The sequence below is a fragment of the Actimicrobium antarcticum genome, from assembly GCF_039536745.1.
GTDB classification, from domain to species: domain Bacteria; phylum Pseudomonadota; class Gammaproteobacteria; order Burkholderiales; family Burkholderiaceae_D; genus Actimicrobium; species Actimicrobium antarcticum.
In genome coordinates this window covers 47,971-70,766 of the sequence record NZ_BAAAZE010000012.1, presented here as the reverse complement: position 1 = coordinate 70,766, position 22,796 = coordinate 47,971, and the positions used below count along the sequence as shown (strand labels likewise).

The window sequence follows — 22,796 nt, the reverse complement described above, 5'->3', positions numbered from 1 at the left end:
GTTGGGAAAAACGTGATGAGGGCGATGGACGTCAGGCAATCGGCAGCGTAATCGCGACGACCAGTCCACCACCATCGCGATTGCGCAAGTGCAGTTTGCCAGAATGTCTGCGGATGACGCGTTCGACGATGGCCAGTCCGAGACCGGAGCCATTGGCTTGTCCGCGCGCGGTATCGAGGCGGGTGAACGGACGTCGCAAGCGATCCATATCGGCCTCGGGAATGCCGACGCCGTGATCGGAGACTTCGATCAGTGCCATGTTGCCATCGATGCGGCACGACAGCGCGATGTCGGCGATGTCACTGTTGCCGCTTTTGCCATACCGGCGGGCGTTCTCGACGAGGTTGCTGATGACGCGTTTGAGTTCGATCGGATTGCCTTTTGCCACCACATCCGGGGCGAGGTTAGAGGTGATCCGTACGTCCTGCAGCCGACCTGCTTCCAGCGCTGATTGTTCCAGCAGTCCGGCCAGATCGACTGGTATGAAACTGGCGCTGTCGGTCGGTTTGGCATAATCGAGAAACTGGCCAATGATGCCGTCCATTTGCGCCAGATCCGATTGCATTCCGGTGCGCGCGGCATCGTCGAGCCGCGCCATTTCGACTTCCAGCAGCATCCGCGAAATCGGCGTGCGCAAGTCGTGCGAGATGCCCGCCAGGATCACCGCGCGGTCGGATTCGATCCGGTTCAGGTCGTCCATCATCTGATTAAAGCTGCGATTGGCTTCGCGGATTTCGAGTGGTCCGCGTTCGGGTAGCGGATCGGGTTGCTGCCCCTTGGTGATGGCCCGGGCCGCGGCACTCAGGCGGGCCAGAGGTTGATTGATCAGGCGCGAAATGAATACCGCACCGACCAGAGCAAGCAGCAACGTGACGGCACCCCAACCGAGCCACTGGATACCGGAGGCGCGGTCCAGCCGGTCTCGGTCCAGCATCAGCCAGTAGTCGTCTTCATCGATCTGGAAGCTGACCCAGAAACCGGTCACGTCGTTGACTTTGCCGGCGAAGCGCGTTTGTTCGCCCAGCTTGCCGCGTACGCGCGCTTGCAGCAATGGCGTCAGGTTGGTGTTGCGTGCTGCTTCAACGATATCGGTGTCTTCCAGCGGATAGACGCGGATACCTTCGTTACTCGCCAGCTCGAACAGCAGCTCGCTGCGCAAGGCCGGCGCAGAGTGCGTCAAGGCGACACGTGTGATGGTCACCACCGAGATTATCTGGTTGGCAAGCTGTTCGGCACGCGGTACCCGTTCGACCACGCGCAGGCTGGTTACCCACACGCCCATGCTGCCCATGATCAGGACGGCGAGCAGTACGAACGTGCGCCAGAACAGCCCGCTGCCTAGCCAGGCGAAGCGACCGGGGACAGGATTTTCCGTGTTGTTGGAGGTGGACACGGGCGCAATCAGCGTGGCTGGCCCTCAGGAATAAAGACGTAACCGAGACCCCATACGGTCTGGATATACAACGGGCTGGACGGGTCGGGTTCAATCAGTTTGCGCAAGCGCGAAATCTGCACATCGAGGCTGCGGTCATAGACTTCGTATTCGCGGCCACGGGCCATTTCCATCAGCTTTTCGCGTGACAGAGGTTGGCGCGCATGGCGGGCAAACACCTTGAGCACCGAAAATTCACCGGTCGTCAATGGCACGCTGACGCCGCTTTTTTTCAGGGTTCGGGTACCGAGGTCGAGGACGAATTCGCCAAACTCGAATGACTGCGGCCGATCGGACGGCGCACCTGGAATTTCATCCGGTCCCTTGCGTCGCAGGACTGCGCCGATCCGTGCGACCAGTTCGCGCGGATTGAACGGTTTTGGCAGGTAGTCATCGGCGCCCATTTCCAGACCGACGATGCGATCAACGTCTTCGCCTTTGGCGGTCAGCATGATGATCGGCGTCATGTCCCCGGCACCGCGCAGGCGTCGGCAAATCGAGAGCCCATCTTCACCCGGTAACATCAGGTCAAGTACCAGCAGGTCATAGCGTTCACGCAGCCAGAGCTTGTTCATGGTTTGCGCGTTCTCTGCCGTGATGACATTGAAGCCTTGTTCCGCGAGATAACGGCGCAATAAATCTCGCAGTCGGATATCGTCGTCAACCACAAGGATTTTGGCCTGGTGGGCGGTTGGTGTAACAGGAGTGGCAGGTGTGTTCATGGGCGTATGGTAACGTCAGCAATCCGATTGGAACCTCCATCATGGCAGGCATTACAAAATATTACACACTTTACGGAATCGGCCCGTGGCACTTTTGTAAAGCGACTTAGACTGGTTCGTCGATTCGGCTGGTAACAACGCCGACAGTTTCAAGGATTAAAAAATGAAAACCACCTTCAGCGCCTGCATCCTCAGCCTGTCCGCTTTGTTTGGCGCGACGTCGGCGCACAGTAACAATCGTGACGACAGACAGGAGCAGCAGCAGCAACAGCAGCAACAACGTGCCGCCAGAGTCGAACAGCGCCAGCAGGAGCGGGCGGCCAATCAGGAACGTCGCAATACCTATCGATCGGTGCCCGAGCAGGACCGGCAATTCCAGGAAGAGGCAGCCCGCAGAAACGGGCGCATGAGCCCCGACGACCGACGCGACCTGCGTCGCCAGATCGACGAAGCCAATCAACGAATCTCCGACAAAAAACGCTGAGCGCCGACTCCCATGACGATCCTTGCCAACCCTGCAACAAAATTACTGATGACCGTGTTCGTCATGCTGATGGCAATCGGTACTGGTGCTGCTTCGGCGCAGGTGCTCGACGCTGACGAGGTGCGATTTTTCCTGACCAGAACCGGCTTTGCGCCGGATGCCACCGAAGCGGCCAGCTTTGCTGGTTTGACCCGGCGGCAGGCAGTCGAACGGATACTGTCCGACTCGCGCAGCCTTGCCGCAATTGCGGCGCCAGACTGGACCAGCGAGACCGGCAGTGGACTCCAGAATCTGAAAGACAAATCCGACGAAGAAAAGAAAACCCTGCGCGAGCAGGAGCATCGCCGTATGTTTGAGCTGCGCGGCTGGTGGCTGCGCGAAATGCTGTCCACGCCAACACCACTGACGGAACGCATGACGCTGTTCTGGCATAACCACTTCACGTCGAGCGAGCAAAAAGTCCGCTCTGCGCAATTGATGTACCGACAAAATGTCTTGCTGCGGCAAGAAGCGCTAGGCCACTTTGGCGACCTTCTGCACGCGGTCTCCAAAGACCCTGCGATGCTGCTCTATCTCGATAATTCCAGTAACCGCAAAGGTGCGCCGAACGAAAATTTTGCGCGCGAAGTGATGGAGCTCTTCACGCTCGGTGAAGGCCATTACAGCCAGCAGGATGTGACGGAAGCGGCACGTGCTTTTACCGGATGGAGTGTCGAGCGCGATATTGGTGAGTTCAGATGGCGTCCGGGTGCGCATGACGCGGGCAGCAAAACCGTGCTGGGTGTCAGCGGCAACCTTGGTGGCGATGCGGTACTCGACATCCTGCTGGCGCAACCTGCGTGCGCCGAGTATCTGGTCACCAAATTGTGGCGCGAGTTCGTCTCGCCGAATCCGGATGCACGGGAAGTACAACGCATCGCCCAGCGCTTGCGCGATAGCCGTTACGACATCAAGGTCGCCTTGCGCGAACTGTTCCTGTCACCGGCATTCTGGGAGCCGGCCAATCGCGCCACGCTGATCAAGTCACCGGTGGAGATGGTGGTCGGCACCCTCCGTCAATTCCAGTTCACGTATGACGACCCGTTGCCATTCACGTTTGCGGTCGCGCAGCTTGGGCAGAACCTGTTCAATCCGCCCAATGTCAAGGGCTGGCCGGGTGGCGACGCATGGATCAACAGCACCACACTGCTGGCGCGCAAGGCGGTGCTGGAGCGGTTGTTTCGCGCTACCGAACGTCGCCCTGCAGACATGATGCAGGTCCGGGCGCACATGCAGGACGGTGCAAAGCTGCCGGGGCAGGGCGCGCTCGGGCGTGACGGCCGGATTCAGTTTGCCAATGCGGCAACGATGATCGGCTTCGATCCGCATGCCTGGCTGGCTAATGTCGGCGGTGACGCGTTGGCGGTGCCTGACACGCGCCAGCGACTGGCGATTCAGCGCGTGGTACTGGCGCGTGAACCTAGCGCTCCGACCAACTCGGGACTTGGCGGGACTGCGTATTTGCGCAGCCTGGTGATGGATCCGGTGTATCAGCTGAAGTAAATCCATAGTAATTTCTCAGCAGCCACTCAACGAAAGCCTGCGATGCAACGACGCGATTTTTTGCAATTTTCAGCCGGACTGGGTGCGGCTTTTTTTGCGCCTTTTGTTGCGCCTCGCATGGCCCTGGCCGCAGCACCATCCCCGTTCCGCAACCTGCTGATTCTGATTGAACTCAAGGGCGGCAATGATGGCCTCAACATGGTCGTGCCATATGCCGACCCGGCTTATTACGCGCTGCGACCGCGTATCGCGATCAAGCGTGACGAGGTACTGCAACTTGATGCCAACACCGGCCTGCATCCCGCGCTGCAAGCCTTGATGCCGTTCTGGCAGAGCAGGGAATTGGCCGTCGTGCAGGGGGTCGGTTATCCGCAGCCCAACCTGTCGCACTTTCGTTCGATCGAGATCTGGGATACCGCGTCGCGCGCCGATCAGTATTTGCAGCAAGGCTGGCTCACGCGCGTATTTGCGCGTCACCCGACGCCGAGCTCGTTCAGCGCCGATGGTGTCATCATCGGCAGTCAGGAACTGGGCCCGCTGACCGGCGGCGCCCGGGCCGTGGCATTGAGCAGCACCGACCAATTCCTGAGTAATGCCCGTCTCGCAATGCCAGCCCAGGTCCATGGCAATGCGGCGCTGGATCATCTGATGAAAGTCGAAACCGATATCGTCAAGGCAGCCGATGGCATGAAACCCGTGCAGGGAAAAATCGCCTTCGCCACTGAATTCCCGAAAGGCGCATTCGGCGACGTCATCAAAACAGCAGCACAGGTCGTTGGCAATGGCGAACAAACCGGCAAGCCGGTGGCAGTATTGAGACTGACGCTGGGCGGTTTTGACACGCACCAGAATCAGGCCGGCATTCAGGCGGGCCTGTTCAGGCAGCTTGGCGACGGACTGGTTGCACTGAAATCTGCGCTGGTCGAACTGCATCGCTGGGATTCGACCGTTATCGCCACCTATTCCGAATTCGGTCGCCGACCCAAAGAAAATCAGTCCGGTGGCACCGATCACGGCACGGCCGCGCCACACTTCGTCATCGGCGGTCGTGTCAACGGCGGGCTGTTTGGCGCTGCACCGCAACTGGCTCGGCTGGACGACAACGGCAACCTCGCTCATGCGGTCGATTTCCGGACCGTGTATGCCAGTCTGTTGAAGCAATGCTGGTCGCTCGAAGCCGATGAGTTGGCCGGGTCAGGCACGCTCGATCTGGTTCGGGTCTGATCCGTTCGGGAGCTCCGTCGGACGGCGTCCGCTTCGGGCCTGTGCGACGGTGACTTCGGTCGTTTCAATATGCGAGGGATCCCAGCCCGGCTTGATGCGCGCCTGCCAGTCGTTTGCCGCAATGGCGCGATCAATTGCAGCTGCCAGTCGGCTCGGCAAGCCCCAGCGGATGCCACTGTGCAGACCGGCTTTTTCTGCGGCATCCGACAGCTGCAACAGGAAGGCCGTGGAAGGACTGGATGGCGTTGAATTGTCCAATACATCGACCGCCAGCGCCGCCGGTTCACCGTCCGGGCCGGTGACATTGTGAAAACCAAACTTCAGTTTTGAATAGCCATCCCGATAAGCCCGCAGCTGGTCTTCCGGCGTACGCCACGCATCTTGCAAGCGCGGATGCAGGCCGCGTGATTCGAGGTCTTCCAGCATGCGTTTGACGCGTTTGGAAAAGCTGGGATAGAGCTCAAGCAGACGCGCGGCATTGCGCCGCAGGCGTTCCTGTTCGGTCATTCACGGACCTTTCCGCGCAATGCCTTGATGGCACCGCGCCCGGTTTTGGTATCGACGCGCTTGCGTTGCGAACTCCGTGTTGGTCGTGTCGGGCGGCGCAATTCCTGTACCACCAATGCTTCCTGAATCAGTTCCTGCAAGCGGCGTAATGCCTCGGCCTTGCTTTGACTCTGGCTGCGGCCGTGCTGCGCCTTGATGATGATCACGCCGTCGCGGGTGATGCGCTGGTCGTTCAGCGCCAGCAGGCGTTCGCGGCAGTACTCCGGCAGCGACGACGCACCGATATCAAAGCGCAGATGGATCGCGGTGGCGACCTTGTTGACGTTTTGCCCGCCCGGGCCCTGGGCACGGATTGCGGTGAGGTCGATTTCGCTCAGGGGCAGGCTTAGTCGGTCGGTGATTTCCAGCAGCATGATGGTCGGTTCGTGGTGAGTTCTTGGTCAAAAAAATTCGGGCTGTCAGGAAGTCTTGCGCGATGCTGCCAGTCGCGTCGTGGCGTTGGCAAGTTGCCGGTACAACTCACCATAACCCGAATCCCAGTGTTCGACGGCCAATTGCTGACGCTGCACTGTCGCCAGATCACCACGGGCAATCGGTCCGGTCAGCGCAACAGCAGGTCCGAGTCGCATCACGTTATCGACCGTTTCACAGGCTAGCGGCGCGAGCAATTCAAGTGCAACATCCTCTGGAATGCCGGCGGCTACATAGGCTTGTTGTGCAACTGCCAGTGTGCTCACCAGATAGTTCGAGGCGAATACGGCGGCAGCGTGATACAGCGTTTTCGACGATGTGTTCACTGGGACAAGTCGTGCACCTATTCCCTCGAACATCGGTCCCAGGACCGCCAGTGCCGCCGCATCACCCTCGACGCCGCACCACGTGCCTGCAAAGTCATCCATGACTTTTTCAGGGTCGGCAAAGCTCCTGATTGGATGGATGCTGGCCACCGTTGCGCCTGCTGCGGAAGCGTTTTTCAATTCGCCAGAACTCAACGCGCCACTGCAATGAAAAACGATGTTCCCGGCTCCGATCAAGCCTGTTTGTACAAGGCGTTCGCAGCAGGGGGCAATCTGGTCATCTGGTACTGCAAGCAAAAATATCCGGGCTGGCTTGAGCAATTCAAAGCGGTCGACGGGCGAACCGGCTCCAATCATTGCAACGGCTTGCTGCGCGCTCGATACAGTGCGATTCAATATGTCGACAATGGTAGCGACGTGCTTGCGCTGGAATAAACCTGCCAGTGTTTTACCGACGCGGCCAGCGCCGATGACCGTCAGGGAAGGACTCATCGTTGGCTCCAGGTTATCTACCGACATGCAGTTTAACGTAACGAGATGCACTGAACGGGTGGAACTAGCCTGGCTCGACATCCACTTATTTACAAGAAGTTCATTTCACTCTGACAACGTGAGGTTTGTATGGCAGCGATATCTCTAACACCTGGATCATCCTCGGGACAGACAGTATCGACCAACCTTGGTGAAAGAACAGTGTCGAGTCTGAATACATGGAATAACACGGCATTTGCCAAGTTGTGCATGGGTGGAATGTCGGAGGTGGAGCTGGAAAAACTGGCACACAACCCGGAACTCAGTGCGGACAAGCGCGAGATAGCCGCAGGCAAGCTCGAAGAGCTGTATGGCGTAACGACAGGCAATCAGGTGTGATCTGCATGGGTCCAGCGATTGCCTGAAACAACCCAAGCGGGAATAGTTTTATCAACCTCCAATTGAAAGGAAATATCATGGGTGAAGTAACATCTTATTCAGGAATACTAAGGACGGCTGTTATGCAGAGTCAATCTGCTGATGAATCGAAAAAATTCGCCACTCTACGTAATGCCGGATACAAAAAAGAGCTTCAAGGGATGTCAGACATCGACTTAACGTTAGCTCTTAAAGATCCAGCGGTAAAGCAAGAAAAGAAGGCAATGATCGCGGAGGAATTGCTCAATCGAAGGAGTAAAACGCCTTTGGCTGAAGGTGCACTACCGCAAGACAAGGCCGATGAAAAAACAATCAATGACCTGCTTGAAAAACAAAAGCATGGACAACTCACAAAGGACGATACGATAAAATTGAATGACTTGCTGGCCGCACATTATGCTGGTGCCAGCTATATCTAGTAATATTTAACGTAGTTCAATGCGCTGATAATGCTGACGGATAGTCAGCGCATCAGCGCATTTTTTTGTGCCATCACTTTGCTGTAATTGATCCTCACTCCATGAGCACCGACCGTATTGTGTCGTGCTGCTGTCAACGCCGATATTCTGGTGTCACCTATCCGTAATAACCCAGCTACGCAGATGCAGGTACCGCCAACCTGCAATATCGCATTTTTGGCACCGTTGTCGATACTGGTCAGCACGGCATGACTTATTGGCTCGCAATTGGGTGTCCAATCAAATTGATCTACCTGCACACCTGCTTCGATCTATCTGCAATCAGGCAATTTAACGTAATGAAATGCATTGAACGTTTGGAACTGCTCTGGCTGGAAATGCACCTATTTACAAGAAGTTAAATTGATCGTGATAACAGGACGTCTGCATGGAGTCGGGATATTCGATACCTGCTTCATCCTCGTGGCTGATGGTATCGATAAACCTAGGCGAAAGAAGGCTGCCGAGTATGAACACGTGGAAAAACTGGCAAACAACCCGGAATTCGGTACGGGCTAACTGAAAGAGCTTTATGGCGTAATGACAGGCAATCAGGTTTGATCTGTTCGGCTTCAGTGGTTGCCTGAATTAATCCGAGCAGACATTGTTTTATCACTCTTCACTTAAAGGAAACTTTCATGGGAATGTCTACTAACGGAATCGTTCAGGGCAACGGTACTTCTAGTCTCGCCGGAGTTGCGGCACAGACTACTGCTTTGGCAATAGAGGCAACAGTCAAATCAGACAATAAAATGACTTCGAGCCAATTCGCGACAGAGATGGCAGGAAAGTCAAACAAGGATCTGTCATCGTTACTTGGTATGCAAGGTTTATCCGAAACGCGCAAAGAGGAGATTGCTGCGGAATTGCTAAAGCGCATGGAAGCAGCAAAAACGTCAGCGGCCTCGAACGGCACTGCATCTGAAGAAACCAACGAAGAAACCACGCTCAAAAGGCTGCTTGAAAAACTAAAAAAGGGTGAAACACTTACGCCAAACGAAATGCAAAAATTGACTGAATTGTTGGCCAAAAACGAGACTACGCAGGACACAACTCCTAGCAGGCACGTTTGACCATCTAGCAGCACTCAAGCTACTTTAGTGCATTGATGATGCTGATGCCTAGTCAGCGCATCAATGCATTTTTCTATTTCATGTTTGTTCAGGAAATGAACTTCACCGGACTGCCAACCACCCTGTTGTGAAACTGATGTCATGGCGTGAATGAAAATGCTGACAAGGGTGCGACGAAATGCCAATGAAGACTAGCAACCAAACCTGACCGGGCTCCGGATTTCGTCCGCGCCCGTGTGCTCCAGCACCGCCGACCGCATTGCCTCATCCATCCGTAACACCGCCGAAACACAACAATCCACACCATCGAAACGGGCCATTGCAACGGACAACTCCAGCGCTGCAAAATAGGCGGCCACCGCATCGATCAACGCCAGTGCGTCATCGCCGCCCACCGTCTGCCCAAGTGCCCAATGCCGTTTCGCCCAATCCGCCCGGCCAACCGTGGCACAAAATAATTCCCAGAATTTCAACTCCAGCGCACCGACCGCAATGTAGCGATGATCTTTGGTGCGATACACGTTATAGCAAGCCACGCCGCCGGTGAGCAAGTCGCGTCCGGGTGGCGCGGTCACGCCGAAGTTCTTCACCGCCACCAGTGGCATGACGTTATTGGCAAACACCGCATGCGTCATCGACACATCGACAAAGCGTCCCGGTCCGCCCATCTTCACCGCAAGTAGCGCGGCCAGAATACCTTGCACCGCCGTCTGCGAACCACCTAGCAAGTCCGCCACCTGCAGGTTTCCCAGCGCAGGCTTGCCATCGCTGCCGGCATTCTGTTCCAGCATGCCGGCGCTGGCCAGATAGTTGATGTCATGACCGGCCATCAGCGCCATCGGACCAGTCTGGCCATAGCCCGAAATCGCGCACATTACCAGTGTCGGATTGCGCGCCCTGAGCACATCCCAGCCCAGTCCCAGACGTGCCATCACGCCCGGTCGGAAACTCTCGACCAGCACATCGGCGCTCTCGACCATGTTCAGTAGCTGCTCGCGCTGATCGGCATTTTTCAGATCGAGCCGCAGCAATTGCTTGCCACGATTGACCACCTGAAAAAATTGCGACAACTCTCCCGGAAATGGCCCCATCGAGCGGGCCGGGTCGCCAGCGCCGGGTTCCTCGATCTTGATGACATCGGCACCCATGTCGGCGAGCTGCAATGTCGCCATCGGGCCGGGCAACAAGCGTGTCAGGTCGAGGATGCGGATGCCGCGCAGTGGCTGGTCGATGGGTGCGCTCATGGTCAGACGATCTGTTCCAGTGCTTCCTGCTGCTCGATCCATTGCGCTTCCAGTTCGGTCAGTTCTTTTTTGTAATACGCCTGGTCGGTCAGCAGCGTTTTCAACTCCTTCTTGTTGGCGCTGTCGTAGATTTCCGGATTGGCCAGGCGCTCGTCGACGGCGGTTTTTTGCGCCGTGCGCTTGGTAATCTGTTCTTCCAGTTTCTTGAGCTTGTTCTCGATCGGCTTTTTGCGCGCGGCCAGTTTCTGGCGTTCCTCGGCATCGGCGCGTTTCTGGTCCTTGCTCGGCGCGGCCGCGGTCGGCGGTGCGATGATGCTGGCCGATTTGGTGGTCACGGTGGGCAGTGCGGTACCGATGGCGTTGGTTTTGGTGGCCAGCTTGGTCTTGAAGAGCCAGTCCTTGTAATCATCCAGATCGCCGTCGAATGGCTGCAATTTGCCGTCTGCGACGATGATGAATTCATCGGTAGTGGCGCGCAATAAGTGGCGATCATGCGAGACCACCACCAGCGTGCCTTCGAACTGCGCCAGCGCCATCGTCAGCGCTTCGCGGGTTTCCAGGTCCAGATGGTTGGTCGGCTCATCCAGCAGCAGCAGGTTGGGGCGCTGCCAGACGATCAATGCCAGTGCCAGCCGGGCTTTTTCGCCACCGGAAAATGGCGCGATCTTGCTGGTCACCATCGGGCCATTGAAGTTGAAGCTGCCGAGGAAATTGCGCAGTTCCTGTTCGCGCACGGTCGGCGCGATGTGGGCCAGATGCCAGAGCGGCGATTCTTCGTGGCGCAGCATTTCAACCTGATGCTGGGCGAAGTAACCGATGGCCAGTCCCTTGCCGAACTGGGCGTCACCGGACAGCGGCGCAATTTCACCGGCGATGGTCTTGATCAGCGTCGACTTGCCGGCGCCATTGACGCCCAGCAGGCCGATACGCTGGCCGATCTGCAATGAAAACTTGATGTTCGAGACGATGGTTTTTTCGACCACGCTGTGGTCGGTTTCACTTTCGATGCGATAACCGGCATTGACATCTTCCATCGTCAGCAATGGATTCGGTGCGCTGGCAGGCTCGCGGAATTCGAATGAAAATTCGGCGGCGGCGCGCAACGGCGCGAGTTCTTCCATCTTCGCCAGGGCCTTCATCCGGCTCTGCGCCTGACGGGCCTTGCTGGCCTGGGCCTTAAAACGGTTGATAAAGGATTCGAGATGCGAGCGCTGGCGCTGCTGCTTTTCGAGCGTGCCTGCGGCCAGAATCATTTGCGCTGCGCGCTGGCGCTCGAACGAACTGTAGTTGCCCGAGTAGCGCTTGAGTTTGCGTTCGTCGATATGCACCACGACGTTGACCACGCCATCGAGAAAGTCGCGGTCATGGGAAATGATGATCAGCGTGCCGGCATAGCGCTTGAGCCAGTCTTCCAGCCAGATGATGGCGTCCAGGTCCAGATGGTTGGTCGGTTCATCGAGCAGCAGCAAATCGGAGGGACACATCAGTGCTTGTGCCAGGTTCAGTCGCATGCGCCAGCCACCTGAAAAACTCGCCACCGGCTGGTTCATCTGCGCCATCGAAAAGCCCAGACCGGTCAGCAATTGCTCACCACGCGAACGCACGGTGTAGGCGTCGGCATCGGCCAGCGCGCTGTACAGGTCGCCGATCAGCAGGCCATTGGCCGAGGTGTCGGGTTCGCTTTCGAGGAAGGCCAGTTCGTCTTCCAGACGGCGCAACGTGACATCACCATCGATCGCGTAATCCAGCGCGCCACGCTCCAGTGCCGGCGTCTCCTGCGCGACATAGGCCATGCGCCATTTGGTAGGGAAGTCGATGCTGCCGAGGTCGGCATGCAATTCGCCGCGCAACAGGCCGAACAGGCTGGACTTGCCGGCGCCGTTGGCGCCAATCAGACCGATCTTGTCGCCGGGATTGAGAGTGAGGTCGACATTGTCGAGCAGCGGCTTGATGCCGCGCATCATGGAAACTTGCTGGAAACGAATCATGGTTAATGCACTTGCGGGAGCGCGGTAACGCTCCCCTTTCTTGGTATCGGGGATGGAAATACAGGCGGGAACGGGCTGGAGTATACGCGAAGCGCCGGCCTGCCGGCCGGCCAATTCGGCGGGTTGTGCCTTACAGCTTGTCGGCGGTCGTCAGGAAAACCATGTCATCGCCTGCACTGGTGGTCATCCAGGTCAGCTCCAGCGTCGGGAATGCCAGCTCGGCATGGGCGCGTTCGTTGCCGATTTCGACCACCAGCACACCCTGTGGCGTGAGGCGCTTGGCAGCGCCGGCGACGATGCTGCGCACCAGGTCCATGCCATCGGCGCCACCGGCCAGCGCGATCTGTGGTTCGCGCTGGTATTCCTCGGGCAGCTTGCCCATCGAGGCACTGTTGACGTAGGGCGGGTTGGTGATGATGAGGTCGTATTTTTTATCCGGAACGGCGCTGTAGAGATTGGATTCGATCAGCGTGATGCGATCCTGCAGCTGGTAATCGTCGACATTGCGACGCGCTACCTGGAGTGCATCGGCCGAGATATCGACTGCGTCCACATGGGCATTCGGAAACGCGTCCGCCAGCATGATCGCCAGACAACCTGAGCCAGTACACAGTTCAAGAATAGTGAGCACCGCATCGGCATCGCCGACCCACGGCGAAAATTGATCCGGGATCAGTTCGGCGATAAACGAGCGCGGCACCAATACCCGTTCATCGACATAAAAATGGTAGTCGCCCAGCCAGGCCTGTTTGGTGATGTAGGCGGCCGGCTGGCGTTCGACGCTGCGCAGTCGGATCACGTCCAGCAGGCTATCGATTTCATCTGGTAGCAAGCGTGCATCGAGGAATGGATCGAGTTTGTCCAGCGGCAGGTTCAGGGTGTGCAGAATCAGGTAGGCGGCTTCATCGAGCGCGTTGGTACTGCCATGGCCGAAGAACAGCTTGGCGTTGTTGAAGCGGGTGACGGCGTAGCGCAACACGTCGCGGATAGTAGAAAAATTGTTGGTCATGGGATTTGGACGTTCAGAAAAAGGTGGGGCGAACTGGTATCGGCCAGGCGTCGAGGTCAGGCTGGAATACGCGCGGTCCGGTGGCCGGGGCGCTGATTTTACGTTGATTTTGCGTGGAGACCAACCGGCTTCCACGCAAGCTGACCGCTCAGGTCAGCAGATTTTCCAGCGTGCGCCGATAAATGTTTTTCAGCGGGTCGATGTAGCGCACCTCGATGTGTTCGTCGATCTTGTGAATACTGCCGTTTGGTGGGCCGACTTCGATGACCTGCGGACAAATCTGCGCAATGAAGCGGCCGTCGGATGTCCCGCCTGTGGTCGACAGTTCGGTGTCGAGACCGGTTTCGGACTTGATCGCTGCGCAGATTGCCGCACTCAGTTCGCCGCGTGGTGTCAGGAACGGCAAGCCGCTGACAGTCCATTTCAGGCTGTATTCCAGTTCGTGTTTGGCAAGGATGGCGACCACGCGCTGCTGCAAGTCCTCGACCGTGCTGGCGGTCGAAAAGCGGAAATTGAAATCGATCACCAGTTCGCCCGGAATCACATTCGACACACCGGCGCCGGCATGGATATTCGAGATTTGCCACGAGGTCGGCAAATAATATTCGTTGGCGTCATCCCATTTTTCGGCGACCAGTTCGGCCAGCGCCGGGGCTGCCACGTGGATCGGATTGCGCGCCAGTTGCGGATAGGCGATGTGCCCCTGAATGCCTTTGACGACGAGTTTGCCGGACATCGAACCACGCCGACCGTTCTTGATCGTATCACCCAGTATGACGGCTGCGGTCGGTTCGCCGACGATGCAATAGTCGAGCTGTTCACCGCGTTCCATCAGCAGGTTGCAGACCACGATGGTGCCATCGGTGGCCGGACCTTCCTCATCGCTGGTAATCAGAAACCCGATCGAGCCAGCATGCTGCGGATGTGCGGTGACGAACTCTTCAACGGCGACGACCATGGCCGCGATCGAGGTCTTCATGTCGGCCGCGCCACGGCCGTACAGCTTGCCATCGCGATGGGTCGGGATGAACGGGTCCGACTGCCACTGGTCGAGCGGGCCGGTCGGCACGACATCGGTATGACCGGCAAATACCAGCAATGGTTGTGCCACGCCTCGGCGCGCCCACAGGTTGGTGACATTGCCGGACTGGATCGATTCGCACTGGAAGCCCAATGGCTCCAGCAAGGCGATCAGCCGTTTCTGGCAACCATTGTCTTCGGGAGTCACGGAGGAGAGCGCGATCAGTTGTTCGGTCAGCGCCAGAGTTTTGCTCATGGTGTCATTTCTTGAAAAGCTGTTGATAAACGTCGTCGGAAAAGCCGACCACGGTGTGCGATGGCGTCACCAGCACCGGCCGCTTGATGACCGATGGCGCTTCCAGCATCAGGACGATCGCGCTATCAGCGTCGATGATGGCGCCCTTGCGTTCGTCGGCGAGGGCGCGCCACGTTGTTCCCTTGCGATTGATCAGCACTTCCCACGCAACATGTTGCAGCCAGCTCTCGATCAGCGCGCGGCTGATGCCGGCTTTCTTGAAGTCGTGGAAGACAACTGTCTGGTCGTGCGAAGCTAACCAGGTGCGGGCTTTTTTGACCTGGTCACAGTTGGGAATGCCATAGAGCGCAAGGGTCATGTGTTCAATGTGAATTCAGTAAAGGTCGCGCCTTCCGGAACATCTTTAACGGGTTCGGGATGCGGCGTTTTGCCGGTCTTGGTGCTATTGCTGTTGTTGATCAACCAGAACAGGTTACTCGCCGAATCGGCATTGGCCAGGGCTTCTTCCTGTGTCACTTTGCCGTCGCGGATCAACTGCATCAGTGCTTGCTCGAACGTCTGCGAGCCCGGCGACAAGCTCTTTTCGATCGCTTCCTTGACCTGGCTGATCTCGCCCTGTTCGATCAGTTCGGAAATGTGGCGGGTATTGAGCAATATCTCGACCGCCGGAACCCGACCGCCATCGATGGACGGCAACAGCCGCTGCGACACGATCGCGGTCAGCGTCGAGGCCAGATCCTGCAACAGCGCCGGGCGGTTCTCGATCGGGAAAAAACCGATGATGCGATTCAGTGCGCGGTAGCTATTACTGGCATGCATGGTCGAGACGACCAGATGCCCGGATTGTGCGTACGCCATGGCCGCTGCCATGGTTTCGCGGTCACGAATTTCGCCGATCAGGATGCAATCCGGCGCTTGTCGCAGTGCATTTCTCAGTGCAATCGACAGGCCTTGCGTATCAACGCCGACCTCGCGCTGGTTGACGATGGATTTCTTGTTGCGGAACAAAAACTCGATCGGGTCTTCCAGCGTCAGGATATGACCGGCCATCATCTGGTTACGGTAATCCAGCATCGACGCGATCGTGGTCGACTTGCCCGATCCGGTCGCGCCCACCACCAGCATCAGGCCACGTTTGGCGACAATGAGTTCTGAAAGTATCGGCGGCATGTTCAGTGTCGCCATCTCGGGGATGATGTACGGGATGTAGCGCAGCACCGCCGAGATCGAATTGCGCTGACGGAATGCAGACAACCGAAAACTGCCGACGCCGGACACGGGAATGCCCATGTTGAGCTCGTTGTCCCGTTCGAGTTCCTGCAATTTGCCTGCCGGGACGACTTCCGCCAGCAGGCTCATGATGTACGCCGGATCCATTTTTTGCTGGTTGATCGGAATGAGCGTGCCGTCGATCTTCATGTGGATCGCGGAGTTCACCGTCAGGAACATGTCCGACGCGCCCTTTTCCTTCATCAGCAAGAATAAACGATCCATCGCCATGCAGTTCTCCCGAAAGTCGCTCGTCAGGTTGCGCAGTTATCTGCGTGATCAGTCGCGTAAAAGCTCGTTGATGCCGGTCTTGGCACGGGTCTTTGCATCGACCCGTTTGACGATGACCGCGCAGTACAGGCTGTACTTGCCGTCCGCCGACGGCAGGTTGCCGGACACCACCACCGAGCCCGAAGGAATCCGGCCATACGTCACTTCGCCGGTGGCGCGGTCATAAATCTTGGTCGACTGGCCGATGTAGACGCCCATCGAAATGACTGAATTTTCTTCGACGATCACGCCTTCGACAATCTCGGAACGCGCACCGATGAAGCAGTTGTCTTCGATGATGGTCGGGTTGGCCTGCATTGGTTCAAGCACGCCACCGATACCGACACCGCCGGACAGATGCACGTTTTTGCCGATCTGGGCGCACGAACCGACAGTGGCCCATGCATCGACCATCGTGCCTTCATCGACATACGCGCCGATGTTGACGAACGACGGCATCAGGATCACGTTTTTACCGAGGAAGCTGCCGCGCCGCGCAACGGCTGGCGGCACCACGCGAAAACCACCCTTGGCAAAGTCTTCGGCGGTGTAATTGGCGAACTTGGTCGGGACCTTGTCGTAGAACTGCATGTCGGCGCCGGCAGGCATGGCGACATTGTCTTCCAGGCGGAACGACAGCAGCACGGCCTTTTTGACCCACTGGTTGACGACCCAGCTACCACTGTCTTTTTGTGCCACGCGCAGGCTGCCGTCATTGAGTTGTTCGATGACATGGGCCACCGCTTCGCGGATAGCTGCGGGTGCGGATTGCGGTGACAGGCTGGCACGGTCTTCCCATGCCTGGTCGATGATGTGCTGAAGTGCTTGAGTCATGGTCGGATACAGTAAAAAAGGGTGAGAAATCAGAGAGTGCCGGTGAAGGCGACGATGCGCAGAGCGGCGTCGAGACATTCGTCGACCTCGGCCACCAGCGCCATGCGAATACGGTTGCGTCCGGGATTGATGCCACAGGCCTCGCGCGCCAGGTAACTGCCGGGTAAAACCGTCACATTATATTCGGCATACAGGCGGCGGGCGAACTCGACATCGGTGATGTCGGCATGCTGGTCGACGCGCGCCCACAAATAGAAACCGGCGTCCGGCAGCGCCACATCCAGCACTTGCTGCAGCAGTGGTGTGACGCGGGTGAACTTGTCGCGGTATTTGGCACGGTTTTCGACTACATGCTGCTCGTCGTTCCATGCGGCGATCGAGGCGGACTGGACCGATGGGCTCATGGCGCCGCCCTGGTAGGTGCGGTACAACAGGAACTGCTTCAGGATGGCGGCATCGCCGGCCACAAAGCCGGAGCGCATGCCCGGCACGTTCGAGCGTTTGGACAAGCTGGTAAATGCGATCAGGCGCGGGAAGTCACCGCGTCCGAGTAATGCGGCTGCCTGCAACGAACCCAGTGGTGCTTCGGGCTTGAAATAGATTTCGGAATAGCACTCGTCGGCAGCAATCACGAAACCGTATTTATCCGATAAGTCGAACAGCAGTTTCCAGTCATCCAGCGTCATCACCGACCCGGTCGGATTGCCTGGCGTGCACAGATACAGCAGACGTACCCGTTGCCAGACGTCGTCCGGGACACTGGCATAGTCGGGCGCAAAATTTCGCGCCGGATCAGAGTTGACGAAGTAGGGCGTGGCACCGGCCAGATAAGCCGCGCCTTCATAAATTTGATAAAACGGGTTCGGGCACATCACGAGGGCATCACTAGCCGGATCGATCACGGTTTGCGCCAGCGCAAACAGCGCTTCACGCGAGCCGTTCACCGGCAGGACTTGTGTCGCCGGATCGATATGCAGCAGCCCGTAGCGGCGTTCCAGCCAGCCGGCGATGGTGGTACGCAGCGCGTCGCTGCCGGCAGTAGTCGGATATGTGGCCAGGCCGGTCAGGTTGTCGGCCAGCGCCTGTTTGATGAACGCGGGTGTCGGATGTTTCGGTTCGCCGATGCCCAGGCTGATCGGGGTGTAGGCAGGATTCGGCGTGATGCCCGAAAACAGCTGCTTGAGTTTTTCAAAAGGATAGGGCTGCAGCTGATTCAGATGTGGATTCACGGGGTGGTCGCAGTGTGGCAAATTGATAAAAAATTGGTCCCATTATAACGTTGCATCCGCCCGGCAACGTTGTTCATTGGCCTTGGCAAAACGGCAAACGCGCCAGTGCCCGATGCTATGATGAAGGCCTTTTTGCGGTGCTGCAGCAGAGCCCGCGTTACTTTGAACTGTTGACCTCGTGCGCTTAACTTCCATCAAACTTTCTGGCTTCAAATCGTTCGTCGATCTCACTAACTTCCAGGTTCCCGGTCAGTTGGTGGGTGTAGTGGGGCCGAACGGTTGTGGCAAATCCAATATCATCGATGCGGTGCGCTGGGTGCTGGGAGAATCAAAGGCGTCCGAATTGCGCGGCGAATCGATGCAGGATGTGATTTTCAATGGCAGCAGCCACCGCAAACCGGCCGGCAGGGCGTCGGTGGAACTGGTGTTTGACAATGCCGATGGCAAAGCGTCGGGACAATGGGGCCAGTATGCCGAGATCGCCGTCAAGCGCACGCTGACCCGCGACGGCACGTCGACCTATTACATCAACAACCAGGCGGTACGCCGCCGCGATATCCAGGATATTTTCCTGGGCACAGGGCTGGGGCCGCGTGCCTACGCGATCATCGGTCAGGGCATGATCTCGCGCATCATCGAAGCGCGGCCGGAAGAGCTGCGGATTTTTCTGGAAGAAGCCGCCGGTGTGTCCAAGTACAAGGAACGCCGCCGCGAAACCGAAAACCGTCTGCACGACACCCGCGACAACCTGCTGCGCGTCGAAGACATCCTGCGCGAACTGAATGCGAATCTCGAGAAACTGCAGGCCCAGGCCGCGGTCGCCACCCGGTTTCGGGAGATGCAAAGCGACCAGGAAGAAAAACAGAAATTGCTCTGGCTGCTGCGCAAGAACGAAGCCAACACCGAACAGCAGAAATTTTTCCGCGACATCGAAAAAGCCCAGACTGAACTTGAGGGAGAAACCGCCAAGTTGCGCCATGTCGAGTTGCAACTGGAGCAGATGCGCCAGTCGCATTACAGCGCCGGCGACCGGATGCATCAGGCCCAGGGGCAGCTCTACCAGACCAATGCCGAAATCGGCAGCCTGGAAGCAGAGATCAAGTTTGTCATCGAATCGCGCAGCCGTTTGCAATCGCAGCTCGATTCACTGACCGCGCAACGCGATCAATGGCAACGCCAGGGCGCACAATTCGGCGAAGACATGGCCGAATCCGAACTGCTGCTGGAAGAGCAGGGCGAACGGGTCGAACAATCACGGCAGACGCTGCAACAGCACAGCGAACGGGTGCCGGCGCTCGAACAGGCGTGGCGCGATGCGCAGCAAAAGTCGACCGAGTCGCGTGCACAGATCATGCAGATCCAGCAGCGCATCGAACTGGAGGCGGCGCACCAGCGCAATGCCGCCAATATCCTGTCCGGCCTGGCAGTGCGACGCGAACGGCTGATGCAGGAAAAAAGTGGCCTGGCACTGCCGGACAATGCGCATCTGGTGGATGCCACGCTGCTGCTGGAAGAAAAAAAAGCCACGCTCGACGAAGCCACGATGCGGCTCGATGAAGCCCAGGGCCAGCAACCCTTGCTGGAAGAAGAGCGCCGCAGCGCCCAGGCCGAAGTCGCCGCAGAAAGCGCCAGCAATGCGCGTCTCGATGCCCGTCTCGGCGCCCTCAAGCAGTTGCAGGAGCGCGTGCAAAGCCAGGGCAAAGTGCAACCGTGGCTGAACCGCCATGAGCTCGACGGCTTGCCGCGGCTATGGCAAAAGCTGCGTATCGAAGCTGGCTGGGAAACCGCGCTGGAGTCGGTGCTGCGTGAACGCACCGCCGCGCTGGAGCTGTCGAACCTGGACTGGGCCAAGGCTTTTTTCAATGACGCACCACCGGCCAAGCTGGCGCTGTTTTCTGCCAGTGCGGCCACCGTGGGCCCGATCACCGAAGCTGTTGAGGGCCTGCAACCATTACAAAACCTGCTGCAACTGAGCGATCCCGGCCTGCGTAATCTGATGCAGGACTGGCTGTGCAATGTGTATGTCGCCGACGATGTCGAGTCGGCCTTTGCCGGACGCGACAAGTTGCCCGCAGGCGCGTCGTTCATCACGCGCCAGGGACACCTGATCGGCAAGTCCAGCGTGCGGTTTTATGCCGCCGACTCCGAGCAGGACGGCATGCTGGCGCGCCAGCAGGAAATCGACAATTTGACCAAGCAGGTGCGCGCCCAGTACCTGCTGGCCGATGCCGCGCGCAGCCGCTCGGTGCAGGCGGACGCGGCCATGACACAGGCACTGCAACGTCTGCAGGAATATCGGCAGCAGGTCGCCACGCTGACCCAATCGGTGCATGCGCTACAGATCGACGTCATGAAAATGTCGGAAGTGCAGGCCCGCTTCAACCAGCGCAGCGGCCAGATCGCCGCCGACCTGGCCGAGATCGCCGAACAGGAAAACGAGCAGCAACAGATCAAGGCCGAATCCGAAGCCACATTCGAAGAACTTGATGGCGAACTGGCCGAGCGCCAGGAAGCCCACGAAGATGGCCAGACCGACTTCCTGCACAAGGAACAGCAGCTGGCCGATGCGCGACAACGCCTGCGTGATCTGGAGCGGTCGGCTCAGGAAATCGACTACGCCGAAAAAAGCCAGCGCAGCAAGATCGATGAACTGCGGCGCAGTATCGCCACGGCCAGTGAGCAGGCCGCACAGTTGACGGCCAGTTTGCAGCAAGGGCATCTGGAGCTGGCCGGGCTGGATGGTCAAACCGCGCAGGCCGGTCTCCAGTCCCTGCTTGAAAAGCGCACGGATCAGGAGCGCGCGCTGGCTGATGCGCGTCATGAGCTGGACCAGTTGTCGCTGCAACTGCGCCAGCACGAAGACGCCCGCATGCAATCCGAGCGCAGCCTGCAACCGCAGCGCGACCGCATCATGGAATTGCAATTGAAAGAACAGGCTGCGCGACTGAACCAGGAGCAGTTTGCGCAGCAGCTGATCGATGCGCAGGCCGATGAAGTCGCGCTGGCCGGCAAGCTACATGACGATCTGCGACCGTCCTATTTGCAAGGCGAAGTCACGCGGTTGACGAATGCGATCATCGCGCTAGGCGCGGTGAATCTCGCGGCACTCGACGAACTGGCGGAGGCGTCTCAGCGCAAGGAATTCCTGGATGCGCAAAACGCCGACCTGACCGAAGCCATCAACACGCTGCAGGACGCCATCCACCGCATCGACAAGGAAACCCGCGAGCTGTTGCAAGACACTTTCGACAAGGTCAATCTGCATTTCGCCGAACTGTTCCCGATTCTGTTTGGCGGCGGGCAGGCCCGGCTGACCATGACTGGCGACGAGATCCTCGACTCCGGTGTGCAGGTCATGGCGCAACCGCCCGGCAAAAAGAACGCGACCATCCATCTGCTCTCGGGTGGCGAAAAAGCGCTGACGGCCACTGCTCTGGTGTTCTCGATGTTCCAGTTGAATCCGGCACCGTTCTGTTTGCTCGATGAAGTCGATGCGCCGCTGGACGATGCCAATACCGAGCGCTTCTGCAACATGGTCAAGCGCATGTCGGTGCATACCCAGTTCCTGTTCATCTCGCATAACAAAATCGCGATGGAAATGGCCCAGCAATTGATCGGCGTGACGATGCAGGAACAGGGCGTCTCGCGGATCGTTGCGGTGGATATGGAGTCGGCCACCAGCTTTGCCGCTGAGGTAGATGCTGCGTGATGACGTTTTGGTACGCAGTGCCGGCGATTCGTGCTGTAATCCGGTCAGCCGCTGAAGCTGGAGGCGGCAATCACTTTTTCTTATGGAGATCAACCATGAAACACATCCTCGCCATCCTGTTACTCGCCGCACCGTTTTGTGTTAACACCGCCATTGCCGCTACTGGCCAGCAAACCAAAATGGCGACCTGCAATAAAGACGCAACCGGCAAAAAGGGCGATGAACGCAAAGCCTTCATGAAGGAATGCCTGAGCATGAAGGGCGACGCGGTGGCTGTGACCCCTGCCGCGGCTGCGACCCCGGCTACGCAACAAAACAAGATGAAAACTTGCAATGCGGACGCAACCGGCAAGAAAGGTGATGAACGTAAAGCCTTCATGAAGGAATGCCTGAGCAAAAAGGCGGACGCTGCTACTCCGGCCGCGGCGGCAACGCCAGCTACCCCAGCTACCCCAGCTACCCCAGCTACCCCAGCTACCGCAGCGGCCCCCGCTACGCAACAGAGCAAGATGAAAACCTGCAATGCCGATGCTGCCGGTAAAAAAGGCGATGAGCGCAAGGCGTTCATGAAAGAGTGCCTGAAGAAGACGCCAGCCTGATTGTTTTGCTGTCAGCACGCACCATAAAAAAGACCATCCGCTGTAACCCGGATGGTCTTTTTTATTGTCCCTGCCGGGGTTTTTTTCCAGCACCACGGCAAGTCAGTCCCTGCAAAACGCGGGCTTCGTGCGACAAGCAAATCGTGGTTTTAGTTGCCGAATCGTAGGCTGGGCTGCAAAGCCCAACACGCGTCAAGCCGCCCTTCAGGTCGTTGTGCGGT

Annotated in this window: 22 protein-coding genes and 1 pseudogene; 9 read left to right on the top strand and 14 right to left on the bottom strand. The window is 58.1% G+C overall.

Translation table 11 applies throughout. The features are described from left to right. Positions 1 to 31: 31 nt before the first annotated feature. Together ABD720_RS14635 and ompR are read right to left on the bottom strand one after the other, a co-directional pair. Entirely contained in the window at positions 32 to 1,393 is a 1,362-nt protein-coding gene (locus ABD720_RS14635; protein WP_344764188.1) for a sensor histidine kinase, read from the bottom strand. An 8-nt stretch (positions 1,394 to 1,401) separates the two neighbouring features. Next, positions 1,402 to 2,154 carry an osmolarity response regulator transcription factor OmpR gene (ompR, locus tag ABD720_RS14630; protein ID WP_344764186.1) on the bottom strand — a complete coding sequence of 251 codons (753 nt, stop codon included), beginning with the start codon at positions 2,152 to 2,154 and terminating at the stop codon, positions 1,402 to 1,404. A gap of 163 nt (positions 2,155 to 2,317) precedes the next feature. Here ompR and ABD720_RS14625 point away from each other — a divergent pair, with 163 nt between their 5' ends. The 3 genes from ABD720_RS14625 to ABD720_RS14615 are packed head-to-tail and all read left to right on the top strand — an operon-like array spanning position 2,318 to position 5,404. Next, a complete protein-coding gene (locus tag ABD720_RS14625; RefSeq protein ID WP_344764184.1) occupies positions 2,318 to 2,638 on the top strand; it encodes a hypothetical protein in 321 nt (106 codons plus the stop codon). Positions 2,639 to 2,686: 48 nt separating this feature from the next. Next, positions 2,687 to 4,180, top strand: a complete 1,494-nt coding sequence (locus ABD720_RS14620; RefSeq protein ID WP_425547987.1) for a DUF1800 domain-containing protein — start codon at positions 2,687 to 2,689, stop codon at positions 4,178 to 4,180. 42 nt (positions 4,181 to 4,222) lie between these two features. After that, a complete protein-coding gene (locus ABD720_RS14615) occupies positions 4,223 to 5,404 on the top strand; it encodes a DUF1501 domain-containing protein (RefSeq protein WP_344764180.1) in 1,182 nt (393 codons plus the stop codon). On the opposite strand, the gene ABD720_RS14610 is transcribed toward ABD720_RS14615, so the two are convergent. Genes ABD720_RS14610 through ABD720_RS14600 form a run of 3 tightly spaced genes read right to left on the bottom strand, consistent with a single transcriptional unit; the run spans position 5,375 to position 7,200 of the window. Continuing rightward, on the bottom strand, positions 5,375 to 5,911 hold the full coding sequence (locus ABD720_RS14610; protein ID WP_344764178.1) for a M15 family metallopeptidase domain-containing protein: 537 nt from the start codon (positions 5,909 to 5,911) through the stop codon (positions 5,375 to 5,377). The two genes, ABD720_RS14615 and ABD720_RS14610, sit on opposite strands and share 30 nt — an antisense overlap. Further along, a complete protein-coding gene (gene arfB, locus ABD720_RS14605; protein WP_425547983.1) occupies positions 5,908 to 6,324 on the bottom strand; it encodes an alternative ribosome rescue aminoacyl-tRNA hydrolase ArfB in 417 nt (138 codons plus the stop codon). The genes ABD720_RS14610 and arfB overlap by 4 nt, the downstream gene beginning before the upstream one ends. Before the next feature lie 45 nt (positions 6,325 to 6,369). Further along, entirely contained in the window at positions 6,370 to 7,200 is an 831-nt protein-coding gene (locus ABD720_RS14600; protein WP_344764176.1) for a Rossmann-like and DUF2520 domain-containing protein, read from the bottom strand. Between the two features lie 201 nt (positions 7,201 to 7,401). Between ABD720_RS14600 and ABD720_RS14595 the strand changes: the two genes are divergently transcribed. Together ABD720_RS14595 and ABD720_RS14590 are read left to right on the top strand one after the other, a co-directional pair. Beyond that, complete coding sequence (locus tag ABD720_RS14595) at positions 7,402 to 7,578, top strand: hypothetical protein (protein WP_344764174.1); 177 nt, start codon at positions 7,402 to 7,404, stop codon at positions 7,576 to 7,578. A gap of 77 nt (positions 7,579 to 7,655) precedes the next feature. Then, positions 7,656 to 8,036, top strand: coding sequence for a hypothetical protein (locus ABD720_RS14590; RefSeq protein ID WP_344764172.1), 381 nt, complete (start codon positions 7,656 to 7,658; stop codon positions 8,034 to 8,036). Between the two features lie 44 nt (positions 8,037 to 8,080). Here ABD720_RS14590 and ABD720_RS14585 read toward each other — a convergent pair whose 3' ends face one another. Beyond that, the gene (locus ABD720_RS14585; RefSeq protein WP_344764170.1) at positions 8,081 to 8,281 is read right to left on the bottom strand and encodes a hypothetical protein; all 201 of its coding nucleotides are present in this window, start codon (positions 8,279 to 8,281) and stop codon (positions 8,081 to 8,083) included. 432 nt (positions 8,282 to 8,713) lie between these two features. On the opposite strand from ABD720_RS14585, the gene ABD720_RS14580 reads away from it, so the two are divergent. Further along, complete coding sequence (locus tag ABD720_RS14580; RefSeq protein WP_344764169.1) at positions 8,714 to 9,148, top strand: hypothetical protein; 435 nt, start codon at positions 8,714 to 8,716, stop codon at positions 9,146 to 9,148. A gap of 191 nt (positions 9,149 to 9,339) precedes the next feature. Here the strand turns inward: ABD720_RS14580 and ABD720_RS14575 are convergent, their stop codons facing one another. The 8 genes from ABD720_RS14575 to dapC form a co-directional block, all read right to left on the bottom strand. Then, complete coding sequence (locus ABD720_RS14575; RefSeq protein ID WP_344764168.1) at positions 9,340 to 10,392, bottom strand: CaiB/BaiF CoA transferase family protein; 1,053 nt, start codon at positions 10,390 to 10,392, stop codon at positions 9,340 to 9,342. A gap of 2 nt (positions 10,393 to 10,394) precedes the next feature. Further along, positions 10,395 to 12,353, bottom strand: a complete 1,959-nt coding sequence (gene abc-f / locus ABD720_RS14570; RefSeq protein WP_425547986.1) for a ribosomal protection-like ABC-F family protein — start codon at positions 12,351 to 12,353, stop codon at positions 10,395 to 10,397. A gap of 157 nt (positions 12,354 to 12,510) precedes the next feature. Continuing rightward, on the bottom strand, positions 12,511 to 13,389 hold the full coding sequence (prmB, locus tag ABD720_RS14565) for a 50S ribosomal protein L3 N(5)-glutamine methyltransferase (RefSeq protein ID WP_344764164.1): 879 nt from the start codon (positions 13,387 to 13,389) through the stop codon (positions 12,511 to 12,513). A 148-nt stretch (positions 13,390 to 13,537) separates the two neighbouring features. Beyond that, positions 13,538 to 14,665, bottom strand: coding sequence for a succinyl-diaminopimelate desuccinylase (gene dapE, locus ABD720_RS14560; protein WP_344764162.1), 1,128 nt, complete (start codon positions 14,663 to 14,665; stop codon positions 13,538 to 13,540). A gap of 4 nt (positions 14,666 to 14,669) precedes the next feature. Continuing rightward, the gene (locus ABD720_RS14555; protein ID WP_344764160.1) at positions 14,670 to 15,023 is read right to left on the bottom strand and encodes an ArsC family reductase; all 354 of its coding nucleotides are present in this window, start codon (positions 15,021 to 15,023) and stop codon (positions 14,670 to 14,672) included. Beyond that, positions 15,020 to 16,165, bottom strand: coding sequence for a PilT/PilU family type 4a pilus ATPase (locus ABD720_RS14550; protein ID WP_344764158.1), 1,146 nt, complete (start codon positions 16,163 to 16,165; stop codon positions 15,020 to 15,022). Before ABD720_RS14550 ends, ABD720_RS14555 begins: the two co-directional genes overlap by 4 nt. Before the next feature lie 48 nt (positions 16,166 to 16,213). Next, positions 16,214 to 17,038: a 2,3,4,5-tetrahydropyridine-2,6-dicarboxylate N-succinyltransferase gene (dapD, locus tag ABD720_RS14545; RefSeq protein WP_344764156.1), complete on the bottom strand. Its 825-nt coding sequence runs from the start codon at positions 17,036 to 17,038 to the stop codon at positions 16,214 to 16,216. Between the two features lie 29 nt (positions 17,039 to 17,067). Beyond that, entirely contained in the window at positions 17,068 to 18,267 is a 1,200-nt protein-coding gene (gene dapC, locus ABD720_RS14540) for a succinyldiaminopimelate transaminase (RefSeq protein WP_344764154.1), read from the bottom strand. 178 nt (positions 18,268 to 18,445) lie between these two features. Here dapC and smc point away from each other — a divergent pair, with 178 nt between their 5' ends. The 3 genes and pseudogenes from smc (at position 18,446) to ABD720_RS19360 (ending at position 22,575) form a co-directional block, all read left to right on the top strand. Further along, on the top strand, positions 18,446 to 21,976 hold the full coding sequence (smc, locus tag ABD720_RS14535) for a chromosome segregation protein SMC (RefSeq protein WP_344764152.1): 3,531 nt from the start codon (positions 18,446 to 18,448) through the stop codon (positions 21,974 to 21,976). A 95-nt stretch (positions 21,977 to 22,071) separates the two neighbouring features. After that, positions 22,072 to 22,377: pseudogene (locus tag ABD720_RS19365) on the top strand (PsiF family protein); the annotation flags it as partial. Beyond that, the gene (locus ABD720_RS19360) at positions 22,354 to 22,575 is read left to right on the top strand and encodes a PsiF family protein (RefSeq protein WP_425547985.1); all 222 of its coding nucleotides are present in this window, start codon (positions 22,354 to 22,356) and stop codon (positions 22,573 to 22,575) included. The pseudogene ABD720_RS19365 and the gene ABD720_RS19360, both read left to right, overlap by 24 nt. Positions 22,576 to 22,796 lie beyond the last annotated feature (221 nt).